Origin of the sequence: Bradyrhizobium sp. UNPF46 (assembly GCF_006658625.1) — a bacterium.
GTDB classification, from domain to species: domain Bacteria; phylum Pseudomonadota; class Alphaproteobacteria; order Rhizobiales; family Xanthobacteraceae; genus Bradyrhizobium; species Bradyrhizobium nitroreducens.
Map to the genome: position 1 here is coordinate 20,105 of NZ_LFJB01000075.1, position 21,293 is coordinate 41,397.

Consider the following 21,293-nt stretch of genomic DNA (forward strand, 5'->3'; position numbering starts at 1 on the left):
GGCCTCCTACCGGCCCGATTGAGGCGGAGCCGCGACGAGGCAGGCCACGATCCGCCGGACCAGTGGCAGCACCAGGAGCAGGGTTGGAAAGGCGACGAGCCATGACAGACCCCAGGCACCAGGCCAGGTCGCCAGGAACGCCGGCGTCGCGCCGAGGCTCCGGAGCGTGGAAATGACCGAGACTACGGCGGTCATGAGGATGGACAGCACGAATGGCATCACGATCGGCGCATAGCGCGCCGGCAGTTTGCGAACCACAATCATCTGGCTTCTCTTGGAAAAGGACGCGTCGATCACGTTGAACCCTGGAAATGGCATCGATCCCGACGGCGTCGGTTGATGCGTTGGTTCACGTAAAACGCTTACGGCAGCCGAAAAACGGCGCGACTGTTCATTATCCGCTCAGGTTGGGTGGTGCAAGCTGGGACTTGGCCGTTTGGTTTACAATCGTTCAAAGCGTGGCAGATTGCCGCGATCAGGAAACCATTTCAGTGGTTTGTGCGTTACCCGATGTTTGCTTACTCAATTTTTTGGCGAGAACACAGGAAGATCAAGATGAGTGATGGACCGATGAAATTCGCAGCCGGCCGAAATGCGGTCCTGGCCGCGTTCGCAAGCGTGGCGCTGCTCGCAGCCTCGGTGTCGCCCTCGGCTGCGGCGTCCTCGGGGGCGGCCCCGGCGGTGTCGGCAAAGGCTGCGGCCGTGGGCCAGGCCTCCTCGGACGTCACCGACTTCAGCGCAGCCCGGCGTCGCTATTACCGGCGCGGGCCGAACGCCGCAGGCCTCGCCTTCATGGGCGCTGCCGCGGGTATCATCGGCGGGGTGATCGCCGAGCAGCGGCGCCGCGACTACTACGAGAACCGCTATTATTACGGCCCGCGGCCCTATTACGGCGGTCCCCGTTATTACGGCGGTCCGGGCTATTACGGCGGCGGCAGTCCCTTCTATTACGATCCGGGATACTGAGCGGCTGTTTTTGACGCGGCCCGGAATAGGTTGCGCGAAAAGGGCGGTACTTTGCGCCGCCCTTTTTGTTGCGTCGGTACCTTTGTAGCCCGGATGGAGCGAAGCGCAATCCGGGGCCGCTCGCCCGGTATCTCGCGCTGTCCCGGATTACGCTAGCGCTCCATCCGGGCTACGGCATCGCGCCTGTGTCGCCCCCTGTCAATCCTCGTATGCAAAAATATTCCGCTTTACCGAAATTCGGTTTTGGCGTATGTGTCGCTCATCCCGGCTCACCCAAGAGGGGCGACTTGAAGTCGTCATGTTCGCGAGCCGGGGTTGCGGTGGACGCGGCAGCGTCGGCGCGAGAGGTACGGGCAGGGCGGGTAGTCCCTGTGAGCCCGTAACCGCGTGCGGACGAGCGGCGCTGCTAGGCTCGTCTCGCCTGTAAGTTTCGCAGCTCCGTCGACAGGGCTGGAAATACTGCGGCGATAGGGCGGGCCGTGCGTACGGCAAAACCGTGTGGTCCTGGCCGTCGTTGCTACGGTCAAGCCGGATCGAAGATGTGCGCGAGTCCAACCGGGCAGACGGCATCATGCAATTCGAACGGCGAGGGAGGCCAAAGGGAAAGTTCGGCTCCCGGGAGATCACGGCATAAGCCGTCCAGCCACTGCGCAGGGAAGGCCGAGTGATCGGCACCACCTGTATGCTGCTGTGCGGTCTCCTTTGCGCATCATTCGCGCAGCGGACCGCGGGTGCGTTGTCAGCACCCGGCCTTCCCTGCGCCCTCTTGGCAAAGAGGGGAGCGAGACGAAGCAAAGCTCGGGCGAAACAAGCCGCGGGGCTGCGAAGCCGTGTCTGGGACTTGAGCTGCGTGCCACAAGCTCGACCTCGTAGGGCGGGCAAAGCGGCTTGTCCGCCGTAGATCGAAGAGCGAAGGCGGAAGCGTGCCCACCACTCTTGCGTATGGCTTGAACGCGTGGGCACGGCGCTATGCGCCTTTGCCTACCCTACGGCACTGCAGCTGGGATGTGCATGGGAGCATCGCGAAGACGACAGAGAGAGCGCGCGCCACACCTCGCTCCCGTGCCGCTGCGCGAGCTGCAGAGTCTGCTGGCACATTCCGGTCAAATATTCGGCAACCGTGCCCGCTGGCATCAATGGACCTCTATCCGTCAATCCGCTTCAATGGGCCGATCACGCATGGAGGCCGCCGCGGCCGGAACTTGAGCTGCTGCCTGCCGCCGAGCCCTGAGTCGCTTGGGCAGCATTGTCGCTGGCCCTGCGCTCGCTCGCAGTGCGGCTCCGCCCCTTGCGCGAAACGGCCGAGAGTGCTCTTTGCTTGAGGGCTTTCCGGGGCGGAGCCCCGATCCAGAGAAATGAGATGAGCAAACTCGTTATTCGCGCCGGAGAATTCACCTTCGATGCCCGCTTCGAAGAGCAGCTGGCGCCCAAGACCGTCGCAGCCTTCCGCAAGGCGCTGCCGTTCGAGAGCCACATCATCCATGTGCGCTGGAGCGGTGAGGGCGTGTGGATGCCGCTCGGCGACCTCGACTTCGGCGTCGGTTACGAGAACCACACCAGCTATCCCGCGCCCGGTCAGATCATCCTTTATCCCGGCGGCATCAGCGAGACCGAGATCCTGCTGGCCTATGGCGGCGTGCATTTCGCCAGCAAAATGGGGCAGCTCGCCGGCAATCATTTCATCACGCTGACCTCGGGCCTGGAGAATCTCGCCACCCTCGGCAAGAGCGTGCTGTGGAAGGGCGCCCTGCCGATCCGCTTCGAGGAAGTCTGAGTGACCGACCCCCGCTACCCACGCGATCTCCGCGGCTACGGCCGCAATCCGCCGCATCCGCAGTGGCCCGGTAACGCACGGGTCGCGGTGCAGTTCGTCGTCAATTTCGAGGAAGGCGGCGAGAACAACATCCTGCATGGCGACCGTGCCTCGGAAGCCTTCCTGTCCGACGTGCTCGGCGCGCAGCCCTGGCCCGGCCAGCGCCACGCCAATATCGAATCGATGTTCGAATATGGTTCGCGCGCCGGCTTCTGGCGGCTGTGGCGGATGTTCACCGCGCGCAACTGGCCGACTACAGTGTTCGGCGTCGCCACCGCCTTGAAACGCAATCCCGAGATCGTCGTGGCGATGAAGGAGGCGGGCTGGGACATCGCCAGCCACAGCCTGAAATGGATCGAGCACAAGGACATGACGGAAGCGCAGGAGCGCGCCGAGATTGCCGAGTCGATCCGCGTCCATACCGAGGCGACGGGATCGCGTCCGCTCGGCTGGTACACCGGCCGCTCCTCGATCAACACCAACCGTCTCTTGATGGAGGAGGGCGGCTTCCTCTATCTCTGCGACTCCTATGCCGACGATCTGCCTTATTGGATCAAGGGCGCGAATGGCAAGCAGCTCATCATTCCCTATACATTAGACGCCAACGACATGCGGTTCATCAACCCGCAAGGCTTTGCCGAGGGCGAGCAGTTCTTCACCTATCTGAAGGACGCCTTCGACGTGCTCTATGCCGAAGGCGAGACCGCGCCGAAGATGATGTCGGTCGGCCTGCACTGCCGCCTCGCCGGGCGGCCCGGCCGTGCTGCGGGTCTGATCCGCTTCCTCGACTATATCGGCAAGCACGAGCGCGTGTGGGTGCCGACAAGGCTGCAGATCGCGCAGCACTGGCACGCCAGGCATGCGGATCTTGCCGCCAACGCATTCGAGATCGGTTGAGGGACGATGTCGCAAATCTCGCTGTCCGACCTCAACGCCGCTGCCAAGGCCGACTTCGTCGCGGTGCTCGCCAATGTCGTCGAATATTCGCCGTGGATCGCCGAGCAGCTCGCCGGCAAGCGGCCGTTCGCCGGCGTCAACCAGCTCCACGCCGCGCTGATGGCGGCAATCCAGAGCGCCGAACCCGACGTGCAACTGGCGTTGCTCCGGGCGCATCCCGATCTCGCCAACAAGACCCAGCGCGCGGCGGGACTTACGGCGGACTCGACCGACGAGCAGAACAGCGCCGGCCTCGACCGGCTGTCGGAGGCCGAATATGCCGCGTTCGAGCGCGTCAACAATGCCTATCGTGAAAAGTTCGGCTTCCCCTATATCGTGTGCGTGCGCCGTCACACCAAGGATTCCGTGCTGCGCGACTTCGAGACGCGGCTGCTCAACATCGCCAAGACCGAGACGCGCCGCGCGATCGAGGAGATCGGCCGCATCTCGGCGCTGCGGCTCGATCAGCTCGTCCTCGCCGACGACAAGCTGAAGGTGCACGGGCGGCTTTCGACGCATGTGCTGGACAACCACGCCGGCAAGCCCGCACCCGGCATCCCGGTGGAGCTCGTCGAGCTCTCCGCACTCGGCGAGAACCGCATCATCGCGCGCACCGTCACCAATGCAGACGGTCGCACCGACCAGCCGTTGATCGGCGGTCGCCCGCTGCCGATCGGCCGCTACGAGCTTCGCTTCAGCATCGGCAAATATTACGCCGAGCGCAACGTTCAGCTGTCGGCCCCGCCCTTCCTCGACGAGATCCCGTTGCGCTTTGCCATCAGCGAGCCGGAAAATCACTACCACGTACCGCTATTGGTCACGCCCTGGAGCTATTCGACCTATCGCGGCAGCTAGCCGCCGAACTTCGCTTGCAACGCCGGAAACAGCCGGTCCGGCTTGAAGGGCGGCGCGGTGAAGCGGATGCCGGTGGCGTCAGCGATCGCGTTGCCGAGCGCGGCCGCAACCGGATTGTACGGACTCTCGCTCATCGACTTCGCGCCAAGCGGTCCGATCGTGTCGGACGTCTCGGCAAAGAACACCTCGGTGCGCGGAACGTCAGCGAAAGAGGGCAGGTGATAGTCGCGGAATTTCGGGTTGGTGACGCGCCCCTCGGCATCGATCACCATCTCCTCGTAGAGCGCCGCACCGAGCGCCTGCGCTACGCCACCCTCGACCTGACCGCGGCACTGCATGGGATTGGCGACGACGCCGGCATCGGCGGCATGCACGCTCCTGAGAATCCTGAGCTCGCCGGTGCCCTTGTTCACGGCGACGCGAAAACCCTGGACGTTGAAGCCGACCGAACGCGGCGTCCCGGCGGAATTGCCGTTGCCCGCGAACGGCTGCCCGCGTTCGTGCCCGAGCTTTGCCAGCTCCGCAAAGGGCATGCGCCGGACCCCGCTGACGACCGCATTGTCCTCGATCACGCAGGTCCCGGCGTCGCACAGCCACGCGTCGGCGGCGGCCGCCTTCAGCGCGGTCGCAAGCTGCATGGAAGCCGCATGGGTCGCCTTGCCGGCGACGAACATGCCCGCGCTGCCATAGGCGCCGGTGTCGTGGCCGCCATGGGCCGTGTCGGACTGGCGCAATTGGATTCTGTCGACGGTGGTTGCCAATGTCGTCGCAGCGACCTGCCGGTGCACTGTGCTGGTGCCATTGCCGAACTCTGCGGTGCCGACGGTCAGCTCGAAGCCCCCGTCCTCGCCCAGCACGATCGTGGCGTCGGCGAGGTGGCCGGCCGGCGGCGCGGTGTCGATCATGGTCAGCGCGACGCCGTCGCCGATCAGCCAATCCGGCGACAGCTCCGGCTGCGGACCGTCGGCCTGCATGGCTCGCTCGACGAGATCGAGGCACTGGTCGAGCCCGTAGGATCCGTAGAGCACGTCGTGAAAATCGGACGGCGGCGGCGACAGCATGGGATCGCCGGGCCTGACGATGTTGCGCCGGCGCATCTCGTATGGGCTGATGCCGAGCTGCCTCGCCAGCTCGTCGATCGCAGCCTCGATCGCGATCTGCGTCTGGGGCAGGCCATAGCCGCGAAACGCACCGGACGGCACCGTGTTGGTGTAGACGGCATGGCCGTCGACCCGCTTGTTCGGGCAGTTGTAGACGGCGATCGACTCCGACAGCGAATGAAACATGACGGGCCCGGCATGATTGCCGTAGGCGCCGGTGTTGGAGAGCACGTCGAGCTGCAGCGCGGTGAGCTTGCCGTCGGCATCGGCGCCGGCCTTGATGTGGACTCGCATCGGATGGCGCGTCGAGGTCGCGATGAACTGCTCCTCGCGGGTCAGCTCCAGCTTCACCGGGCGTCCGGTCTTGAGCGTTGCGAGCGCCAGGATGTCCTCGACGAACATCTCCTGCTTGCCGCCGAAGCCGCCGCCGACACGCTCGCAGAACACGCGGACCTTGTCCAAGGGAAGCTGGAAGATGTCGGACAGCGCGCGCCGGGTCAGGAACGGCACCTGCGTCGAGGTGCGGACATTCAGCACGCCCGCCTCATCAAGCCAGGCGAGGCCGCCATGCGTCTCCAGCGCCGCATGCTGCACGCGATGGCTGTGGAAGGTGGCCTCATAGCTGACCGCGGACGTGGCAAGCGCCGCCGCGACGTCGCCGAACTCGCCATGCGTCTCCGCCGCGAGGTTGCGCTGGGGATCTGCGATGCGGTTGGCGATGGTGCGATCGGGATGGATGATCGGCGCGCCCGGCGCCATCGCCTGCTCTGGATCAATCAGCGCAGGCAGAATCTCGTAGTCGACCTTCAGTCGGCGGCAGGCCTCCTCCGCGGCAGCCTCGCTCTCGGCGACGACGGCGGCGACCCGCTGGCCGATGAAGCGGACGACGTCGTCGAGAATGCGGGTGTCCTCCGGGTCCATCCAGTCCATCTCGTGCCGGGCAGTCGACATCAGGACCGATGGTGCGTCCTCATAGGTCAGCACCGCATGGACGCCGGGAACATTCAGCGCTTCGGACTTGTCGATCGCGACGATCCTGGCGTGGGCATGAGGCGACCGCGCCAGCTTGACGTGAAGCAGGCCGTCGATTGCGGTGTCGAAGGTGTAGCGCGCCTTGCCGCGGACGATGTCGGGGCCTGCCGGCGCCGGCAGGCTGCGGCCGAAGGCAGCGCCGGGCTCGACGCTCGCCTCGACATTGGTCTTGCCGAGCAACGCGTCCTCGATTGCGCGGTAACCGGTGCAGCGGCAGATATTGCCCTTCAGCGCGGCGCCGAGATCGGTGCGCTGCGCTTGGTTCAGCGAGGCGCAGGTCAGGATCATGCCGGCCGTGCAGAAGCCGCATTGAAAACCCTGCGCGTCGAGGAAGGCCTGCTGCATCGGATGCGTGCCGTGCTCGCCGCCGAGACCTTCGACCGTGGTGACGGTGCGCCCCTCGGCGCGGAAGGCAGGGATCAGGCAGCTATGCACCGGCTCGCCGTCGAGCAGCACGGTGCAGGCGCCGCAGTCGCCGGCGTCGCAGCCCTTCTTCACGCCGAAATGGCCGAGCTCGCGCAGGAACGTGCGCAGGCATTGCCCGGCCCGCGGCTCCTGCGCAAACGGCTTGCCGTTGATCTCGAAGCTCATGGCGGAGTTGCCCCGAGCAGCTCGCCGCGGATCTCCTCGGCAAGTCGCAACGTCATATGCTTGCGCCAGAGCGGCTGGCCGTGGATGTCGGTATGGTACAGGTCATCGGTGATCTGCTGCGAGATCGCGTCGCGAAGCGTGTTCGCGTCCGGAGCCTTGCGGAAGGACAATTGGATCGGTCGCACCGTCGATGCGGTGACCGTGAGCGCCAGCGTGCCGTCGGCATCCAGGCTGCCGATCAGCAGGGCCGCCGAGCGGCCGACCGGGGCCAGCGAGATCTGGCGAAAGGCCGTCCGGCGCTTCAGTGCGGCCATGGGAATGTCGATCTGCCGGATCAGGTCGCCCGGCGTCAGGCGATTGCGCTGGTTGCCGGTGACGAAATCGACGACGGGAATCCGCTGCTCGCCGCCGCCTGCCTTCCAGATGGTGCAGACGCCATCGAGCGCCGCGGTGAGCGAGATCATCGGTCCCGCCGGCAGCGACATGCAGAGATTGCCGCCGACCGTCGCGGTCTTCCAGATCTTGAACGAAGCAAGGAACGCCCGACAGCACTGGCCGATCAGCGGTGCGGCCAGCCAGTCGGGCGGGCAGGCGAAACCATCGAGTTGCGCGACGGTGCAGGTGGCGGCGATGGCGAGATGGCTGTCGGTGATCGTCAGCGCCGGCCATTTCAGGTCGGTCAGATCGATCAGCCGCTTCAGATGGACCTGCGGCTCGGAGAACAGCCACGTGCCGCCCGCGAGCCAGGCGTCGCCGGCCGTCCAGACCGGCAATTGCACCCGTGTTTGCGGATGGGCCACGGTCGTGATTGTGTTCAAATCCATGGCCGCGCCAAAGTTTCCGCCGGTGAATCGTGATGACGAGTCTTGCAAGACCGGAGCCAAGTCGCAACAAACAAGTCGCGCCAGGACGGCGATTGGGCAGTTGGCCGCAGTGAATGCGGGGAGAAGCGGATCATGAGTGACGCGAAGCCGATCTGGATCCGGGATCCTCTCGCCATCCTTGCCGACGGGGCCGAGCGCGGGATCGTCGTGAAGGACGGCCGGATCGTCGAGCTCGTGCCCGCCGGCGCCACGCCGGCAACGGCGGACGTCGCAATTTTCGATGCGAGCGAACACGTGGTGCTGCCGGGCCTCATCAACACCCATCATCACTTCTACCAGACGCTGACGCGGGCGCTGCCGGCGGCGATGGATCGCGAGCTGTTCCCCTGGCTCAAGGCGCTCTACCCGGTGTGGGCGAGGTTGACGCCAGAGGCGCTCGAGCTCGGCGTCACCGTGGCGATGTCCGAGCTGCTGCTGTCGGGCTGCACGACGACGACGGATCATCATTACGTCTTCCCGGCAGGGATCGAGGACGCCGTGGATGTCGAGGTCGGCGTCGCAAGACGGCTCGGCGTGCGCGTGCTGCTGACGCGCGGCTCGATGAATCTGTCGCAGCGCGACGGCGGCCTGCCGCCTGACAACGTCGTGCAGGACGAAGACACGATCCTCGCCGATAGCGCGCGTGTAGTCGCGAAGCATCACCAGCGCGGCGCGGATGCGATGGTGCAGATTGCGCTTGCGCCATGCTCGCCGTTCTCGGTGACGCCCTCGCTGATGCGTGCCACCGCCGATCTCGCCGACAAGCTCGATGTGCGTCTGCACACCCATCTCGCCGAGACCGAGGACGAGAACGAATTTTGCCAGCAGATGTATGGCTGCCGCCCGCTCGACTATCTCGAACAGTGCGGCTGGCTCAACGCGCGAACCTGGCTCGCCCACGGCATCTTTTTCAACGCCGACGAGATGAAGCGGCTTGGCAAGGCCGGGACGACCATCAGCCATTGTGCGTGCAGCAACCAGATCCTGGCGTCGGGCTGCTGTCCGGTCTGCGAGATGGAGGAGGCTGGCGTCGGGATCGGACTCGGCGTTGACGGCTCGGCCTCAAATGACAGTTCGAATTTGATGCAGGAGGTCCGCGCCGCCTTCTTGCTGCAACGGGCCCGCTATGGCGTGACCAGAGTCAGCCACAAGGACGCGCTGCGCTGGGCCACCAAGGGGTCGGCAGCCTGCGTCGGCCGGCCGGAACTCGGCGAGATCGCCGTTGGCAAGGCGGCCGACCTCGCGCTGTTCAAGCTCGACGAGCTGCGCTTCTCCGGCCATGGCGATCCCTTGGCCGCGCTGGTGCTGTGCGGGGCGCATCGGGCCGATCGGGTGATGGTGGCCGGACGATGGGCTGTGATCGACGGCGCGATCCCGGGCCTCGATGTCGCCGATCTCATCCTCAGGCACAGTTCCGCTGCGAGGGCGATGCAGGCCGGATAGGGAAGAATTGAAAGAGGGGGCGACCACAAGTGCCGGGTGCTTCTGGCCACCCCCTCCGAACCTCCTCCGGGAGGAGCAGGTGAATTGGCTAAAGCAAGAAGCGTGCTACTTGCCCGGCAGCTTGTCGTCGATGCCCTTCACGTAGAAATTCATGCCGAGGATCTGCCCGTCGTCGAGGTGATCGCCGCCCTTGCACTCGACCGGCTTGCCGTCCTGCCCAACGATCGGGCATTTGAACGGATGCAGCTTGCCCGCAATGATCGCGGCCTGGGCATCCTCCGCCATTTTCTTCACCTCGTCGGGCATGTTGGTATAGGGGGCCATCGCGAACATGTGGCTGTCGAGGCCGCCCCAGCTGTCCTCGGACTTCCAGGTTCCCGCGAGCTCGGCCTTGACGCGCTCGATGTAGTAGGGGCCCCAGGTGTCGAGGATCGAGGTGAGCTGGGTCTTTGGCCCGAATTTGATCATCTCGGAATCCTGGCCGAAGGCGAGCTTGCCGCGTTCGCTGGCGATCTGCATCGGGGCAGGCGAATCCGTGTGCTGCATGATGACGTCGGCGCCCTGGTCGATCAGCGCCTTGGCGGCGTCGGCTTCCTTGCCCGGGTCGAACCAGGTGTTGGCCCAGATGATCTTGACCTTGATGTTCGGGTTGATGCTCTGCGCCGCCAGCATCGTCGCGTTGATGCCGGAGACGACCTCCGGAATCGGGAACGAGCCGATATAACCGAGCACGCCCGACTTCGACATCTTGGCCGCGATCAAGCCTTGAATGTAGCGGCCCTGATACCATCTGGCCGAATAGGTCGACATGTTCGGATTGCGCTTGTAGCCGGTGGCGTGCTCGAAATGCACGTTCGGATATTTCTTGGCGACCTTCAGCGTCGGGTCCATGTAGCCGAACGACGTCGTGAAGATCAGCTTGTTGCCGGCGCGGACGAGCTGTTCGATGGAGCGCTCGGCGTCGGGGCCTTCGGGCACGTTCTCCAGATAGGTGGTCTCGATCTTGTCGCCGAGCTCCTTCACCAGCGCCAGGCGCCCCTGATCGTGCTGATAGGTCCAACCGAGGTCGCCGATCGGGCCGAGATAAATGAAGCCGACTTTGAGCTTGTCGGCGGCGGAGGCTGCGCTGACGCTCCCGGCAAGCAGGAGCCCGGTGGCCAGCGCAAGAAGTGATTTCCTCATCATCGATCTCCAAACATCAGGGGAAAGCCATGATCCGCAACGCGCGCGCCCCATCGCGCACGTCACAGAAATGAAATTCAGCGGTCGGGGACGAACACGGTGCCGAGTGCGGCCGGCGCGGTCGAGCCACCGCTGCGCTCGCGGGAGATCAATACCAGGACGACGACCGTTGCGAGATAGGGCAGTGCCGACATGAACTGCGAGGGAATGCCGACGCCCCAGCCTTGGGCGTGCAACTGCAGGATCGTCACCGCGCCGAACAGATAGGCGCCGAGCACGAGCCGGCCCGGCCGCCAGGACGAGAACACCACCAGCGCCAGCGCGATCCAGCCGCGGCCCGCGGTCATGCCGGGAACGAAGAACGGCGTATAGGCGAGCGGCAGATAGGCGCCGGCAAGCCCGGCGCAGGCGCCGCCGAACATCACGGCAAAGGTGCGGATGCGCAGCACGGGATAGCCGAGCGCATGAGCAGAGGCGTGATTGTCGCCGCACGCGCGCAGGATCAGCCCCGCGCGCGTGCGGTACAGGAACCACCAGACGCCGACGACGAGGGCAATGGAGACGTAGACGAAGCCATCCTCGCCGAACAGCACGCGGCCGATCAGTGGGATGTCGGTGGCGCCGGGAATGTGGAGATGCACCGCCGGCGTGATGCGTTCGCCGACGAAGCCGGCGCCGATCAGTCCGGACAGCCCGACGCCGAGGATGGTCAGCGCGAGGCCCGTGGCGACCTGGTTGACGGCAAGCCCGAGCGCCATCAACGCGAAGACCAGCGACATCAACACGCCCGCGACGATGCCGAACAGCGCGCCGATGAAGACCGACCCGCTGAGCCACGCGCCGGCGAAGCCGCAGGCCGCGCCGACGATCATCATGCCCTCGACACCGAGATTGAGCACGCCGGATCGCTCGGTGACGAGCTCGCCGGTCGCAGCGATCAGCAGCGGCGTCGATGCGGCGAGCACCGAAAGGATGATGGCCTCAACCAGCTCCACGAGCCACCTGTCGATTGGGGAAGACCAGCTTGAAGCGGTACAGGATCAGGGAATCGCAGGCGAGCACGTAGAACAGCAGGATGCCCTGAAAGACCTTGGTGACATCCAGCGGGATCTTCATCGCGATCTGCGCTTGTTCACCGCCGATGAAGGTCAACGCAAGGAAAAGACCCGCGACCAATATTCCGAGCGGGTTCAGCCGGCCGAGGAAAGCAACGATGATCGCCGTAAAGCCGTAACCCGGAGAGATGCCGGGCTGGAGATGGCCGATGGGGCCTGCAACCTCGATGATGCCGGCGAGGCCCGCGAGCGCGCCTGATATCGCGAAGGTCAGGATGATCAGCCGGTCGGCCTTGAAGCCGCCGAACCGTGCGGCACGAGGGGCTGCGCCGACGACGCGGATCTCGAAGCCCTTGATGGTTCGTCCGAGCAGGATTGCGGCTGCGGCGACCACGAGAAGGACGATGATGGAGCCGAGATGCAGCCGGCCGCCTTCGATCAGCAGCGGGACCGTCGCGACCGGGTCGAACTCGGCCGTTGTCGGGAAGTTGAAGCCGTGCGGGTCGCGCCAGGGACCGCGCACGAGATAGTCGAGGAAGAGGTCGGCGACATAGACCAGCATCAGGCTGGTCAGGATTTCGCTGGCACCGAACTTCACCTTGCAGATCGCCGGGATCAGCGCATAGAGCGCGCCCGCAGCGGCAGCGAGGACGAGCATGGCGGGAAGTACCCAGGCGCCCGCGTCGGTGCCTTGCGTTCGCACCGCGATCCAGCTTCCGGCCACCGCGCCGATCAGGAATTGGCCCTCGGCGCCGATATTCCAGGCATTGGCGAGATAGCAGAGCGACAGCCCGATGGCGATCATCACCAGTGGCGTCGCCTTCACCGCGATCTCCTGCAGCGAATAGCCGTCGGTCAAGGGCGCGATGAAATAGGCATGCAGGGCGAGCAGCGGATTCTTGCCGAGGATCGCAAACAGGATGACCATGGTCACGATCGTGAGGCCGACCGCGATCAGAGGCGAGACCAGTGCGATCGTTCCGGAGCGCTCGGCGCGCTTCTCAAGCACCAGCTGCATACGCGGCCTCCTGCGGCTCCAGACTGCTGCCGCCCATGAGAAGACCGATCTTTTCGCGCGTCGCCTCGCTGGTCGCGAGTGGCGCCGACAACCGGCCGTGGAACATCACGGCGATACGGTCGGCGATCTCCGCGAGCTCGTCGAGGTCCTGGCTGGTGACGAGGACTGCGGCGCCTGCGGCCGCGAGATCAAGCAGCGCCTGACGAATGACGGCAGCGGCGCCGGCATCGACGCCCCAGGTCGGCTGACTGACAACCAGCACCGCGGGATTGCGCAAAATCTCGCGTCCCACGATGAATTTCTGCAGATTGCCGCCGGAGAGCGATGCGGCTTCCGGATCGCGCTTGGCCTTGCGCACGTCGAACGTCTCGGTCGCGATGTCGACGGTCTTCAGCGCGGCGGCGGTATTGATGAAGCCGCGATGGACCATGCCGCTCGCGGCATGTCCGGTCAGCAGCGCATTCTCCGACAGCTTCATGCGCGGCGCGGTGCCATGGCCGAGCCGCTCCTCGGGAATGAACGCCGCGCCCAGCCTGCGTCGTTGCGTGATGGAGAGGTGACCGGCGGGGGTGCCTTCGATCACCACCGTGGCCGGCTGCTTCGACAAGCGTTCTCCGGACAGCGCAGCGAACAATTCGTCCTGGCCGTTGCCGGCGACGCCGGCGATACCGAGGATCTCGCCGCCCCTCAGCTCGAACGAGATGTGATCGAGCCGCACGCCGTGCGCCTCGCCAGGTGCGAGCGAAAGATCGTTGACGACGAGCCGTGGCGCGGTGGTCGTCCGGCCGGACGCCGCCTTGACCTCCCTGATCTCGCCGCCGACCATCATGCGCGCGAGTGAGGCTGCGGTCTCGCGCCGGGGATTGCAGGTCTCGACCTTCCTGCCGCCGCGCAGGATCGTGGCGGTGTCGCAGAGACGCTTCACCTCCTCGAGCTTGTGGCTGATGTAGAGGATGGCGCGGCCTTCGGCCTTGAGACGCTCCAGGACGATGAAGAGCTGGTCGGCTTCCTGCGGCGTCAGGACGGCGGTGGGCTCGTCCAGGATCAGGAATTTCGGGTCCTGCATCAAGGCGCGGACGATCTCGATGCGCTGGCGCTCGCCGACCGACAATTGCCAGACCTCGCGCCGGGGATCGAGCGGAAGGCCGTAGGCCTTCGACACCAGCGCAAGTCGCGCCGACATGTCCTTGAAGGACTCGTTGCCGTCGAGGCCGAGCGCAACGTTCTCCGCGACGGTGAGATTGTCGAACAGCGAGAAGTGCTGGAACACCATGCCGATGCCGCGCTTGCGCGCGTCCGCAGGGCCGGACAGCACGACAGGCCGCCCCTGCCAACGGATCTCGCCGGCGCTGGGCTGGACCAGGCCGTAAATGGCCTTGACCAGTGTCGACTTGCCGGCGCCGTTCTCGCCGAGCACGGCATGGATCTCGCCGGGCCAGATATCGATGTCGATGGAATCGTTGGCGAGGAAATCGCCATAACGCTTGGTGAGCCCGATCGTCCGCAGCAGCGGGGTCTCGCCGGAATTCAGGCCGTCAGGTGTCGAATCCAACATTCGCAGATGCGCTTGCATGGTGAAGTGCCCCAATAGTGGGCTAGTTTGAACCCCCGCGTAAGGTGTGAAAATGCGTCATCCCTTGCTCAACGCTTCGGCGGGTGGACGGTGCCTGCGGCGGGGTGGTCCGGCTCGCGTCCGCGCGCACTGCAGGGTCCCTCGCGCAAGGCTGGGATCGCGCCTTTTGTAGATTTGTGGCGGGTCAAGTCAAATTGGGGGGGGCGGCTGACCACGCCGGCCGCCGTCGCTGCCGCCCCGTTCCTAACCGATTGAAAAATATTGCGTATGTGGGCCGCTTAGATGACGGCTGCTGCGGTCCGGAGAAAGAGGGCTCCCATCGAGATGGGGGCGCCAAGATCGTTCCAAAGGCGTCGCTCGGCGAAGGGATCGCACGTCATCTGAACGAAATACGAATCAGCCATGTTCGGATGGTGGCCGCACCATTGGAGTGATCCTGGCCGCACATGAATAGCGATATCTCGTTGTCTTCAGAACGCGGAAACCGATTCTACCAAGGCACGGCCGCCACGCTTGTCGCCAACGCCCTTCAGGCGGTGAATTTTCTCGGAGATCGCTTCCTGAGAAGATTGCCTCATTCGTTGTCGGCCATCGAGGACCTTTACCGGCACGCGATGGACAGCGCCTTCTCCGCGACGGAAGCCTTCCTCGTCACGGGGGCACCCCACGCATCCGCCTATTATCCCCGTGACTTCGCTTGGTTCTATCCTGATGTCCTCGCGCCCGAAACCATCATGGATGCGCAGGATGCGGTGCGGCGGGCTCGGCTGCTCGACAAGAGCGTCCGCTTGTTGCTGGAGGCGGTTCGCGCCGGCGTCGTCACGACGACCATCGTTCCGGCAGGGCGAGGACGGTATCTCGGCGTGAATTACTTCTCGCCTCCGTCGGATACGCTGCTCGGCATTATTGCAGGCTTGCAGCAGATGATCTCGGCTGACGAGAGGGCGCCGTCCTATCTGGCGATGTCGCAATGCGCACATGCCGGTCGTCTATTGCTTGCTGAATATGGCGGTGACCTGAAGCGCGCGACCCTTAAGCTTGCAAGTGAGCTCGAGCCGTTCGAGCATGACGGCACCGGGTACTTATTGTGTGACGCAAGTGGCCCCCGCTCCGCTGCGACGGATACCCGCGCCGAACGCAGGCGTTTCGTGACCAATGCTTGCGTCTACACGACGTTCGTGTGGAGCGTGCAGCTCGGGATCGTCGACGAGAACGAGCTGAAGCGGCTGCTCGGGCGCGATCTCGCGCAGTACAAGAAGGACCTGCTCCATCTGTTCGGCGGGGACGGCTTCATCAGGCATTCCCTGGATGGTCCGAAGGGCCCGCCGGTCTCTGCGGTCGCGCTGGACTTCGTGAGCGTGCATCGCGGCTTCTGGGATCTGAACGATGCGAGCGAGCGGGCATTGTTCGCGGCCACAGCGGATCTGATCATCGCGGAGCCGCGCTTTCGCATCCCCAGCACGTTTCACTTCCTGGTATCCGCGGATAATCCACGCAACAAGATGATCCACAAGATCGCGGCGCCTGCCTATCAGGGCCGTTCCTCCTGGCCGACGTTCAACGTCGAGTTCGCCGATCGCATGCTGGACTATGATGAGTTCTCGGCGAGCGATACCTACCGTTCCTGCGCCCAGGGAATATTGAAGGACATTCGGACCGCGACAGAGCTGCATGGCGGATATCCAGAGCTGATCTCCGAGCAGGGTCTGAAATATCGCACCTGGGCCTATCAGGGTGCGGTGGCCCACTCCTGGTTTCCGCGTTTCCTGTCGGTCTGGCGAAGGGCGTATGGATCGCCGCTCCTGAAGTGGGATGACTGACCTGCGGGCCGCGATGCCGGCGGAGACAATCGGCGGAAACCTGTCACGCCACGAGATCGAGCAGCCGGCACGATCCGCGTACGAGCACCTTGCGTCCGGCTGGCGTCATCACAGGCACGCCATCGTTGATGGCGACGAGACCGAGCGCGACCAAACCATCAATCAGATAGGACTTCGAAAGACGACCATTCGACGGTGGGTTGCGGAGCGTGCGCAGCGCTTCCCACTGGTCCGGCGCAAGTTCGAAGTCGAAATCGTTGTTCATGTTGCCTCGAGCGATCGTACCGTTCGCGCCCCTGTTAGCGACGCCGCATGAAGACCGTGCGACGACAATGAGTCGGGAATCCGGTGGGCCGTTTAGAACGTCTCTTCACAAATTGCCGCACTTCGTTGCGACACGAGAAATAGATCGCTTGATCGCGAAATTCGTCCCTGTACCTGGATCACTAATTGCTGATCGGCAGTTGATGTTGCGTTGCAAGCTACCGCAGTGCACGGGAAGCATCGCTGTCCCATTATGCGACGGGACGGGTGCGAAATCATGAGGCCGGGAATCCGGGATTCTGTTAGTTTGATTCGCGGGGAATGACTTCACGCGGCAGGAGTGGAGTGCATGAACAGGCTGGTTGAAATGCGCAGTCAGGAATCCCTGTGCCGAGAGCGTGCGGCGCTCGATTTCGATCGCCGGATCTTCTGGCTCGCGCAGGCCGAAGAATGGGAGCAGCGCGCGCTCGACGAGATCGCCTATCACTTCCGGGAGTGTAACGGAAGGCAAGCAGAGTTCGCGCGAAACTGACCCTGACCGCGCGCAAGATTGACTGACAGGACCTACTGATAGGTCGCGACGATATCCGACACAGCGCGCTCGAGCTGCTGCGCGGTGGCGCATTGGCGCACGACGGTACAGAACGTCGCATAGCGCGGCATCTCGGAATCGCCAAAGCCCCAGGCGAGCCGCCCTTCAGGATTGAGCCAGACCAGTCGCTTGGAGCGCTCGGAGATGCGGCGCAGAATATCGGCGCGCGGGTCCAGATTATTGCTGCGGGCATCGCCGAGCATGATCACCGTGGTCCGCGGCGTCAGCGTGCTCATGAAGTCCTTCTCGAAATCGACCAGCGAGGAGCCGTAGTCGGATGAACCGAAGCCGACCTTGGACATGATCTCGGCCATCGCCTCTTCCGGCGAATTCTTCTCCAGAATTTCACTGACCTCGATCAGGTGCGAGGAGAAGGCAAAGGAGCGGACGTCGTCGACCACCTCGTGCAACGAGTGGATCAGCAGCAGGAAGAAATCGGAGACCTGGGCGACCGAACCGGAGACGTCGCAGATCGCGACGATCTTCGGCCGCTCGCGATGCTTGCGCTTCCAGGCGGTCAGGAAGGGCACGCCGCCCCAGGCGGCGTTGCGGCGGAGCGTGCGGCGCACGTCGAGATGGCCGCGGCGCTGACGCTTGCGCGGCTTGGAATAGCGCTCACGCAGACGGCGAGCGATCTGGCGGATGAGGGCGCGCATCTCGGCGACCTGACGCCGTTCGATGCGTGCGAGCGGCGCGTTGCGCAGGATCTCGTTACGAAGGTTCTCGGCCTCCTCGCGGGCATAGAGCGCAAGCCCCTGCGAGACCGTGTCGCGCACCGCCTCGCGCAACGCGTCGAGCGCGGCGCGCAGACGCTCGGCCAGCGCGGGATTGGTCGCAGTGAGCTCGTCGAGATCGTCGCGCAGGCGTTGAAGGCCCATGGCATCGAGAATGCGGCTGGAGAATATGCCGCGCTGGGTGGAGTAGCGGATATCGGACAGAGAGGCCGCGCCGGAGGCGCTGGCGATGGCGGCTGCGATCGCGTTGCGGTCCTGCGACAGCAGCATCTGCGCGAGCGGACCCAAGCCCTCGGGGGGCTGAGCTTCACCCGCCTCGCGGGCCGAGCCGGAGGAGGGCGGCTGATCCTCGCCTTGCGCGGCGTCGTCGTTGGCGGCTTCAGGCTGATCCTGCCGCGGCTCGGGCTGGCTGAAGAACAGATCAAAGCAGTCGCCGAGCGCGAGCTTCTCGTCCTGCGACTTGGCGAGCGTCAGCAGCAGCGCGTCGCGCAGGACAGCACGGTCGGAGATACCGACCTTCGCGACCGCGCGCATCGCATCGATGCTCTCGGCAGGCGAAACGTGGACGCCGACGCCTCGCGCCGCCCGAAAGAAACGATGGAGGTTCTCGCGCATCGGCGTCAACCGAAGACGTTGGACCGGGCCGCCTTGGCAATGAAGGTCGTCACCTGCGGCGATGCGGCCTCGATGTCGGCTTCGTATTTCAGGAGCACGTTGAGCGTGTCCTTGACGATATCGGTGTCGAGCTCGGTGGCCTGGAGCAGCACCAGCACGCGCGCCCAGTCGATGGTCTCGCTGACCGAGGGCAGCTTCTTCAGATCCAGCGAGCGGATCTCGTGGATGAAGCCGACCATCTGCCGGCGCAGCGTCTGAGAGATGCCGGGTACACGGCTTTCGACGATGCGCTCCTCGAGCCGTTGCTCGGGGAAGCCGATGTGCAGATGCAGGCAGCGCCGCTTCAGGGCATCGCCCAGGTCGCGCTCGCTGTTGGAGGTGAGGATCACGGTCGGCGGCGTGATCGCCGAAACCGTGCCGAGCTCGGGGATCGTGACCTGGAAGTCGGAGAGGATTTCCAGCAGAAGCGATTCGAATTCCGCGTCCGACTTGTCGATCTCGTCAATCAGCAGCACGCAGCCGCCCGGCTGCTCCAGCGCCTGGAGCAGTGGGCGCGGCTCGACGAACTCCTTCGAGAAGAACACGTCGCCGAAATCGTGCAGCTGGTCGAGCGCGGCATGCAGCGTCTGAGCGCCGCCGAGGACCTCGCCGAGCTTGTCCTTCAGGATCTGCGTGTAGAGAAGCTGCTTGGCGTATTTCCACTCGTAGAGCGCCTTGGCCTCGTCGAGGCCTTCATAGCATTGCAGGCGGATCATCTTCATGCCGCGCCAGGCCGCGATCGCCTTGGCAAGCTCGGTCTTGCCGACGCCCGCCGGCCCCTCGACCAGGATCGGCTTCTCGATCTGCTGAGACAAATAAACGGCGGTCGCGATCTGCCGGCTCGCGATGTAGCCCTGCGCGGCGAGGCCGCTCTCCACTGCCTCGATCGACGTCGAGGCCTTCTGATCAGCCACGAAAGGGCGCTCCCAAAGGTCTTGCTTGAGGCTTGTTCTGCCTGCGTTCCCCGCAAAGAACAAGCCTCGTTTGGGAGGCATCAGATCCGCGTGAACGGCGCTTTTTCCGCTGAGCGCAAATAGTTGAGCGCCTCGCCGTTCGCGGGGTCAGTGCCGCAGCAGCTCCGGCTTGCGGATGGTCTGCCGGAGCTCGGCGCCGCAGTCGGCGCATTCATAGACGAAATCGATTCTGGCGAGGCTCCAGTGCGGCTCGACCTCGCGCACATACATCGGCAAGAACCCCATGCAGGTGGGGCAATTCACGGGCGCGATTTCGACATCCTGATGATGCTGTACATAAGCTGGCATCTCGGCTCTCCTTCGCAGGCGACCACCAAACCCCGCGCAGAAGCTACTGCCAGCCGATCCAAGCGCGTCATCAACTTTTTCGAACGGAGATGGAACGACGGACGTTTGTCGCTCGCTGTGACATTCTTGTTACGTGTCTGTACTGTAACGGGCGGACAGAATGCCTATTTCTGCGGCCAATCCGACTTTTTCGGACCCTCATCCAACGAAAAGGGAGTAACGCCCATGACGCATGCCATTCGTTTTCACAAGACCGGCGGTCCTGAAGTCCTCGTCTGGGAGGAAGTCAGTGTCGGCAAGCCCGGACCGGGCGAGGCGCGCATTCGCCACACCGCCGTCGGTCTCAACTTCGTCGACATCTACAACCGCTCGGGCCTTTATCCGGCGCAATTGCCGAGCGGACTGGGCAGCGAGGCGGCCGGCGTCGTCGAGGAAGTCGGGTCCGGCGTTACCGATCTGAAGCCGGGCGATCGTGTCGCTTATGGCGCCTCGCCGCTCGGTGCCTATTCCGAGGCGCGGCTGATTCCTGCCGACCGCCTGCTGAAGTTGCCCGATGGCGTCGACGACAAGACCGCGGCGGCGATGATGCTGAAGGGGCTGACGACGCAATATCTGATCCGGCAGACCTATCGGGTGAAGGCCGGCGACACCATCCTGCTCCATGCCGCAGCCGGCGGCGTCGGCCTGATCCTCAGTCAGTGGGCCAAGCATCTCGGCGCGACCGTGATCGGCACGGTCAGCAGCGACGAGAAGGCCAAGCTCGCCAAGGCGCACGGCTGCGACCATGTCATCATCTACGCGCGCGAGGATTTCGTGAAGCGCGTCGACGAGATTACCGGGGGCAAGAAGGTGCCGGTGGTTTACGACTCCGTCGGCAAGGATACGTTCCTGAAGTCGCTGGACTGCCTCGCGCCGCTCGGCGTTGCCGCGCTGTTTGGTCAATCCTCCGGCGCGGTCGAGCCGCTCAATCTCGGCCTGCTGGCCCAGAAGGGTTCGCTCTACGTCACCCGGCCGACGCTGTTCACCTACGCCGCCAAGCGCGAGAACCTCGTTGCGATGGCGAACGAACTTTTCGACGTCGTCAAGTCCGGTGCGGTCAAGATCGAGGTGCACCAGACCTATCCCTTGAGGGATGCCGCCCGGGCGCATGCCGATCTCGCCGCACGCAAGACCACGGGATCGACCGTGCTCACGGTGTGATCCCTGATTAGCGGCGGCGCAGGTCGGTAAAAGCCTGCGTCACGTTCGTTCGTGCTTGCTCAGGTCGCGGGCGTGATCAAGGCGGATTGCCTGGAGATCGACCTCGTCGGGGGCGATCATGGGAAGGGCCGCCTCGGCCAGGATGGCCTCGGTGACGTCCTCGACCGAATTCTCCGCGATCTCGTGGATGAACGAGATGTTTTGGTATTCGCCCGAGGCGATCCGGGAGACGACCTCGCGCCGGGTGATTTCTGGATCGACGACCGCCTCGCGGCCGCGCCGCCCATAGTCGATCATCACGACGAAATACTGCATGAAACGATCCTGCCGCGCGCCCGTC

General features: G+C 64.6%; 21 protein-coding genes. 9 read left to right on the forward strand and 12 right to left on the reverse strand.

The window, feature by feature from the left end; all coding sequences use genetic code 11:
- Positions 1–6 precede the first annotated feature (6 nt).
- The gene (locus UNPF46_RS27210) at positions 7–264 is read right to left on the reverse strand and encodes a DUF2798 domain-containing protein (RefSeq protein WP_100180984.1); all 258 of its coding nucleotides are present in this window, start codon (positions 262–264) and stop codon (positions 7–9) included.
- A gap of 47 nt (positions 265–311) precedes the next feature.
- Between UNPF46_RS27210 and UNPF46_RS27215 the strand changes: the two genes are divergently transcribed.
- The 5 genes from UNPF46_RS27215 (at position 312) to uraD (ending at position 4,570) form a co-directional block, all read left to right on the forward strand.
- Entirely contained in the window at positions 312–563 is a 252-nt protein-coding gene (locus UNPF46_RS27215) for a hypothetical protein (protein WP_142252051.1), read from the forward strand.
- Positions 556–966, forward strand: a complete 411-nt coding sequence (locus UNPF46_RS27220; RefSeq protein WP_174718764.1) for a hypothetical protein — start codon at positions 556–558, stop codon at positions 964–966. Before UNPF46_RS27215 ends, UNPF46_RS27220 begins: the two co-directional genes overlap by 8 nt.
- Before the next feature lie 1,360 nt (positions 967–2,326).
- Positions 2,327–2,740 carry a DUF3830 family protein gene (locus UNPF46_RS27230; protein ID WP_100175432.1) on the forward strand — a complete coding sequence of 138 codons (414 nt, stop codon included), beginning with the start codon at positions 2,327–2,329 and terminating at the stop codon, positions 2,738–2,740.
- On the forward strand, positions 2,741–3,676 hold the full coding sequence (gene puuE / locus UNPF46_RS27235; RefSeq protein ID WP_142252052.1) for an allantoinase PuuE: 936 nt from the start codon (positions 2,741–2,743) through the stop codon (positions 3,674–3,676).
- 6 nt (positions 3,677–3,682) lie between these two features.
- Positions 3,683–4,570, forward strand: coding sequence for a 2-oxo-4-hydroxy-4-carboxy-5-ureidoimidazoline decarboxylase (uraD, locus tag UNPF46_RS27240; protein WP_142252053.1), 888 nt, complete (start codon positions 3,683–3,685; stop codon positions 4,568–4,570).
- Here the strand turns inward: uraD and UNPF46_RS27245 are convergent.
- Positions 4,567–7,293, reverse strand: a complete 2,727-nt coding sequence (locus UNPF46_RS27245) for a molybdopterin-dependent oxidoreductase (RefSeq protein WP_142252054.1) — start codon at positions 7,291–7,293, stop codon at positions 4,567–4,569. The genes uraD and UNPF46_RS27245 overlap by 4 nt on opposite strands.
- Complete coding sequence (locus UNPF46_RS27250; protein ID WP_142252055.1) at positions 7,290–8,117, reverse strand: FAD binding domain-containing protein; 828 nt, start codon at positions 8,115–8,117, stop codon at positions 7,290–7,292. The genes UNPF46_RS27245 and UNPF46_RS27250 overlap by 4 nt, the downstream gene beginning before the upstream one ends.
- A gap of 132 nt (positions 8,118–8,249) precedes the next feature.
- Here UNPF46_RS27250 and UNPF46_RS27255 point away from each other — a divergent pair, with 132 nt between their 5' ends.
- Complete coding sequence (locus UNPF46_RS27255) at positions 8,250–9,599, forward strand: 8-oxoguanine deaminase (protein ID WP_142252056.1); 1,350 nt, start codon at positions 8,250–8,252, stop codon at positions 9,597–9,599.
- Positions 9,600–9,704: 105 nt separating this feature from the next.
- Here UNPF46_RS27255 and UNPF46_RS27260 read toward each other — a convergent pair whose 3' ends face one another.
- From UNPF46_RS27260 to UNPF46_RS27275, 4 genes are all read right to left on the reverse strand, one after another.
- Positions 9,705–10,781: a BMP family ABC transporter substrate-binding protein gene (locus UNPF46_RS27260; RefSeq protein ID WP_174718763.1), complete on the reverse strand. Its 1,077-nt coding sequence runs from the start codon at positions 10,779–10,781 to the stop codon at positions 9,705–9,707.
- 77 nt (positions 10,782–10,858) lie between these two features.
- Positions 10,859–11,776 (reverse strand): ABC transporter permease, encoded by a 918-nt coding sequence (locus tag UNPF46_RS27265; RefSeq protein WP_142252057.1) that lies wholly within the window; start codon positions 11,774–11,776, stop codon positions 10,859–10,861.
- Positions 11,763–12,854 carry an ABC transporter permease gene (locus tag UNPF46_RS27270; protein ID WP_100175424.1) on the reverse strand — a complete coding sequence of 364 codons (1,092 nt, stop codon included), beginning with the start codon at positions 12,852–12,854 and terminating at the stop codon, positions 11,763–11,765. The genes UNPF46_RS27265 and UNPF46_RS27270 overlap by 14 nt, the downstream gene beginning before the upstream one ends.
- Positions 12,838–14,427 carry an ABC transporter ATP-binding protein gene (locus UNPF46_RS27275; RefSeq protein ID WP_502705504.1) on the reverse strand — a complete coding sequence of 530 codons (1,590 nt, stop codon included), beginning with the start codon at positions 14,425–14,427 and terminating at the stop codon, positions 12,838–12,840. Before UNPF46_RS27275 ends, UNPF46_RS27270 begins: the two co-directional genes overlap by 17 nt.
- A 446-nt stretch (positions 14,428–14,873) precedes the next feature.
- Between UNPF46_RS27275 and UNPF46_RS27280 the strand changes: the two genes are divergently transcribed.
- Positions 14,874–16,247, forward strand: a complete 1,374-nt coding sequence (locus UNPF46_RS27280) for a hypothetical protein (protein WP_142252059.1) — start codon at positions 14,874–14,876, stop codon at positions 16,245–16,247.
- Positions 16,248–16,290: 43 nt separating this feature from the next.
- Here UNPF46_RS27280 and UNPF46_RS27285 read toward each other — a convergent pair whose 3' ends face one another.
- Positions 16,291–16,512: a hypothetical protein gene (locus UNPF46_RS27285; RefSeq protein ID WP_142252060.1), complete on the reverse strand. Its 222-nt coding sequence runs from the start codon at positions 16,510–16,512 to the stop codon at positions 16,291–16,293.
- Between the two features lie 348 nt (positions 16,513–16,860).
- Here UNPF46_RS27285 and UNPF46_RS27290 point away from each other — a divergent pair, with 348 nt between their 5' ends.
- Positions 16,861–17,043, forward strand: coding sequence for a hypothetical protein (locus UNPF46_RS27290; RefSeq protein WP_142252061.1), 183 nt, complete (start codon positions 16,861–16,863; stop codon positions 17,041–17,043).
- Between the two features lie 32 nt (positions 17,044–17,075).
- Here the strand turns inward: UNPF46_RS27290 and UNPF46_RS27295 are convergent, their stop codons facing one another.
- From UNPF46_RS27295 to UNPF46_RS27305, 3 genes are all read right to left on the reverse strand, one after another.
- The gene (locus UNPF46_RS27295; RefSeq protein WP_142252062.1) at positions 17,076–18,452 is read right to left on the reverse strand and encodes a vWA domain-containing protein; all 1,377 of its coding nucleotides are present in this window, start codon (positions 18,450–18,452) and stop codon (positions 17,076–17,078) included.
- A gap of 5 nt (positions 18,453–18,457) precedes the next feature.
- The gene (locus UNPF46_RS27300) at positions 18,458–19,405 is read right to left on the reverse strand and encodes an AAA family ATPase (RefSeq protein ID WP_174718762.1); all 948 of its coding nucleotides are present in this window, start codon (positions 19,403–19,405) and stop codon (positions 18,458–18,460) included.
- A 147-nt stretch (positions 19,406–19,552) separates the two neighbouring features.
- Positions 19,553–19,753 (reverse strand): hypothetical protein, encoded by a 201-nt coding sequence (locus tag UNPF46_RS27305; RefSeq protein WP_100175419.1) that lies wholly within the window; start codon positions 19,751–19,753, stop codon positions 19,553–19,555.
- Between the two features lie 225 nt (positions 19,754–19,978).
- Here UNPF46_RS27305 and UNPF46_RS27310 point away from each other — a divergent pair, with 225 nt between their 5' ends.
- A complete protein-coding gene (locus UNPF46_RS27310; RefSeq protein ID WP_142252063.1) occupies positions 19,979–20,953 on the forward strand; it encodes a quinone oxidoreductase family protein in 975 nt (324 codons plus the stop codon).
- Between the two features lie 39 nt (positions 20,954–20,992).
- On the opposite strand, the gene UNPF46_RS27315 is transcribed toward UNPF46_RS27310, so the two are convergent.
- A complete protein-coding gene (locus UNPF46_RS27315; protein WP_142252064.1) occupies positions 20,993–21,268 on the reverse strand; it encodes a hypothetical protein in 276 nt (91 codons plus the stop codon).
- Positions 21,269–21,293 lie beyond the last annotated feature (25 nt).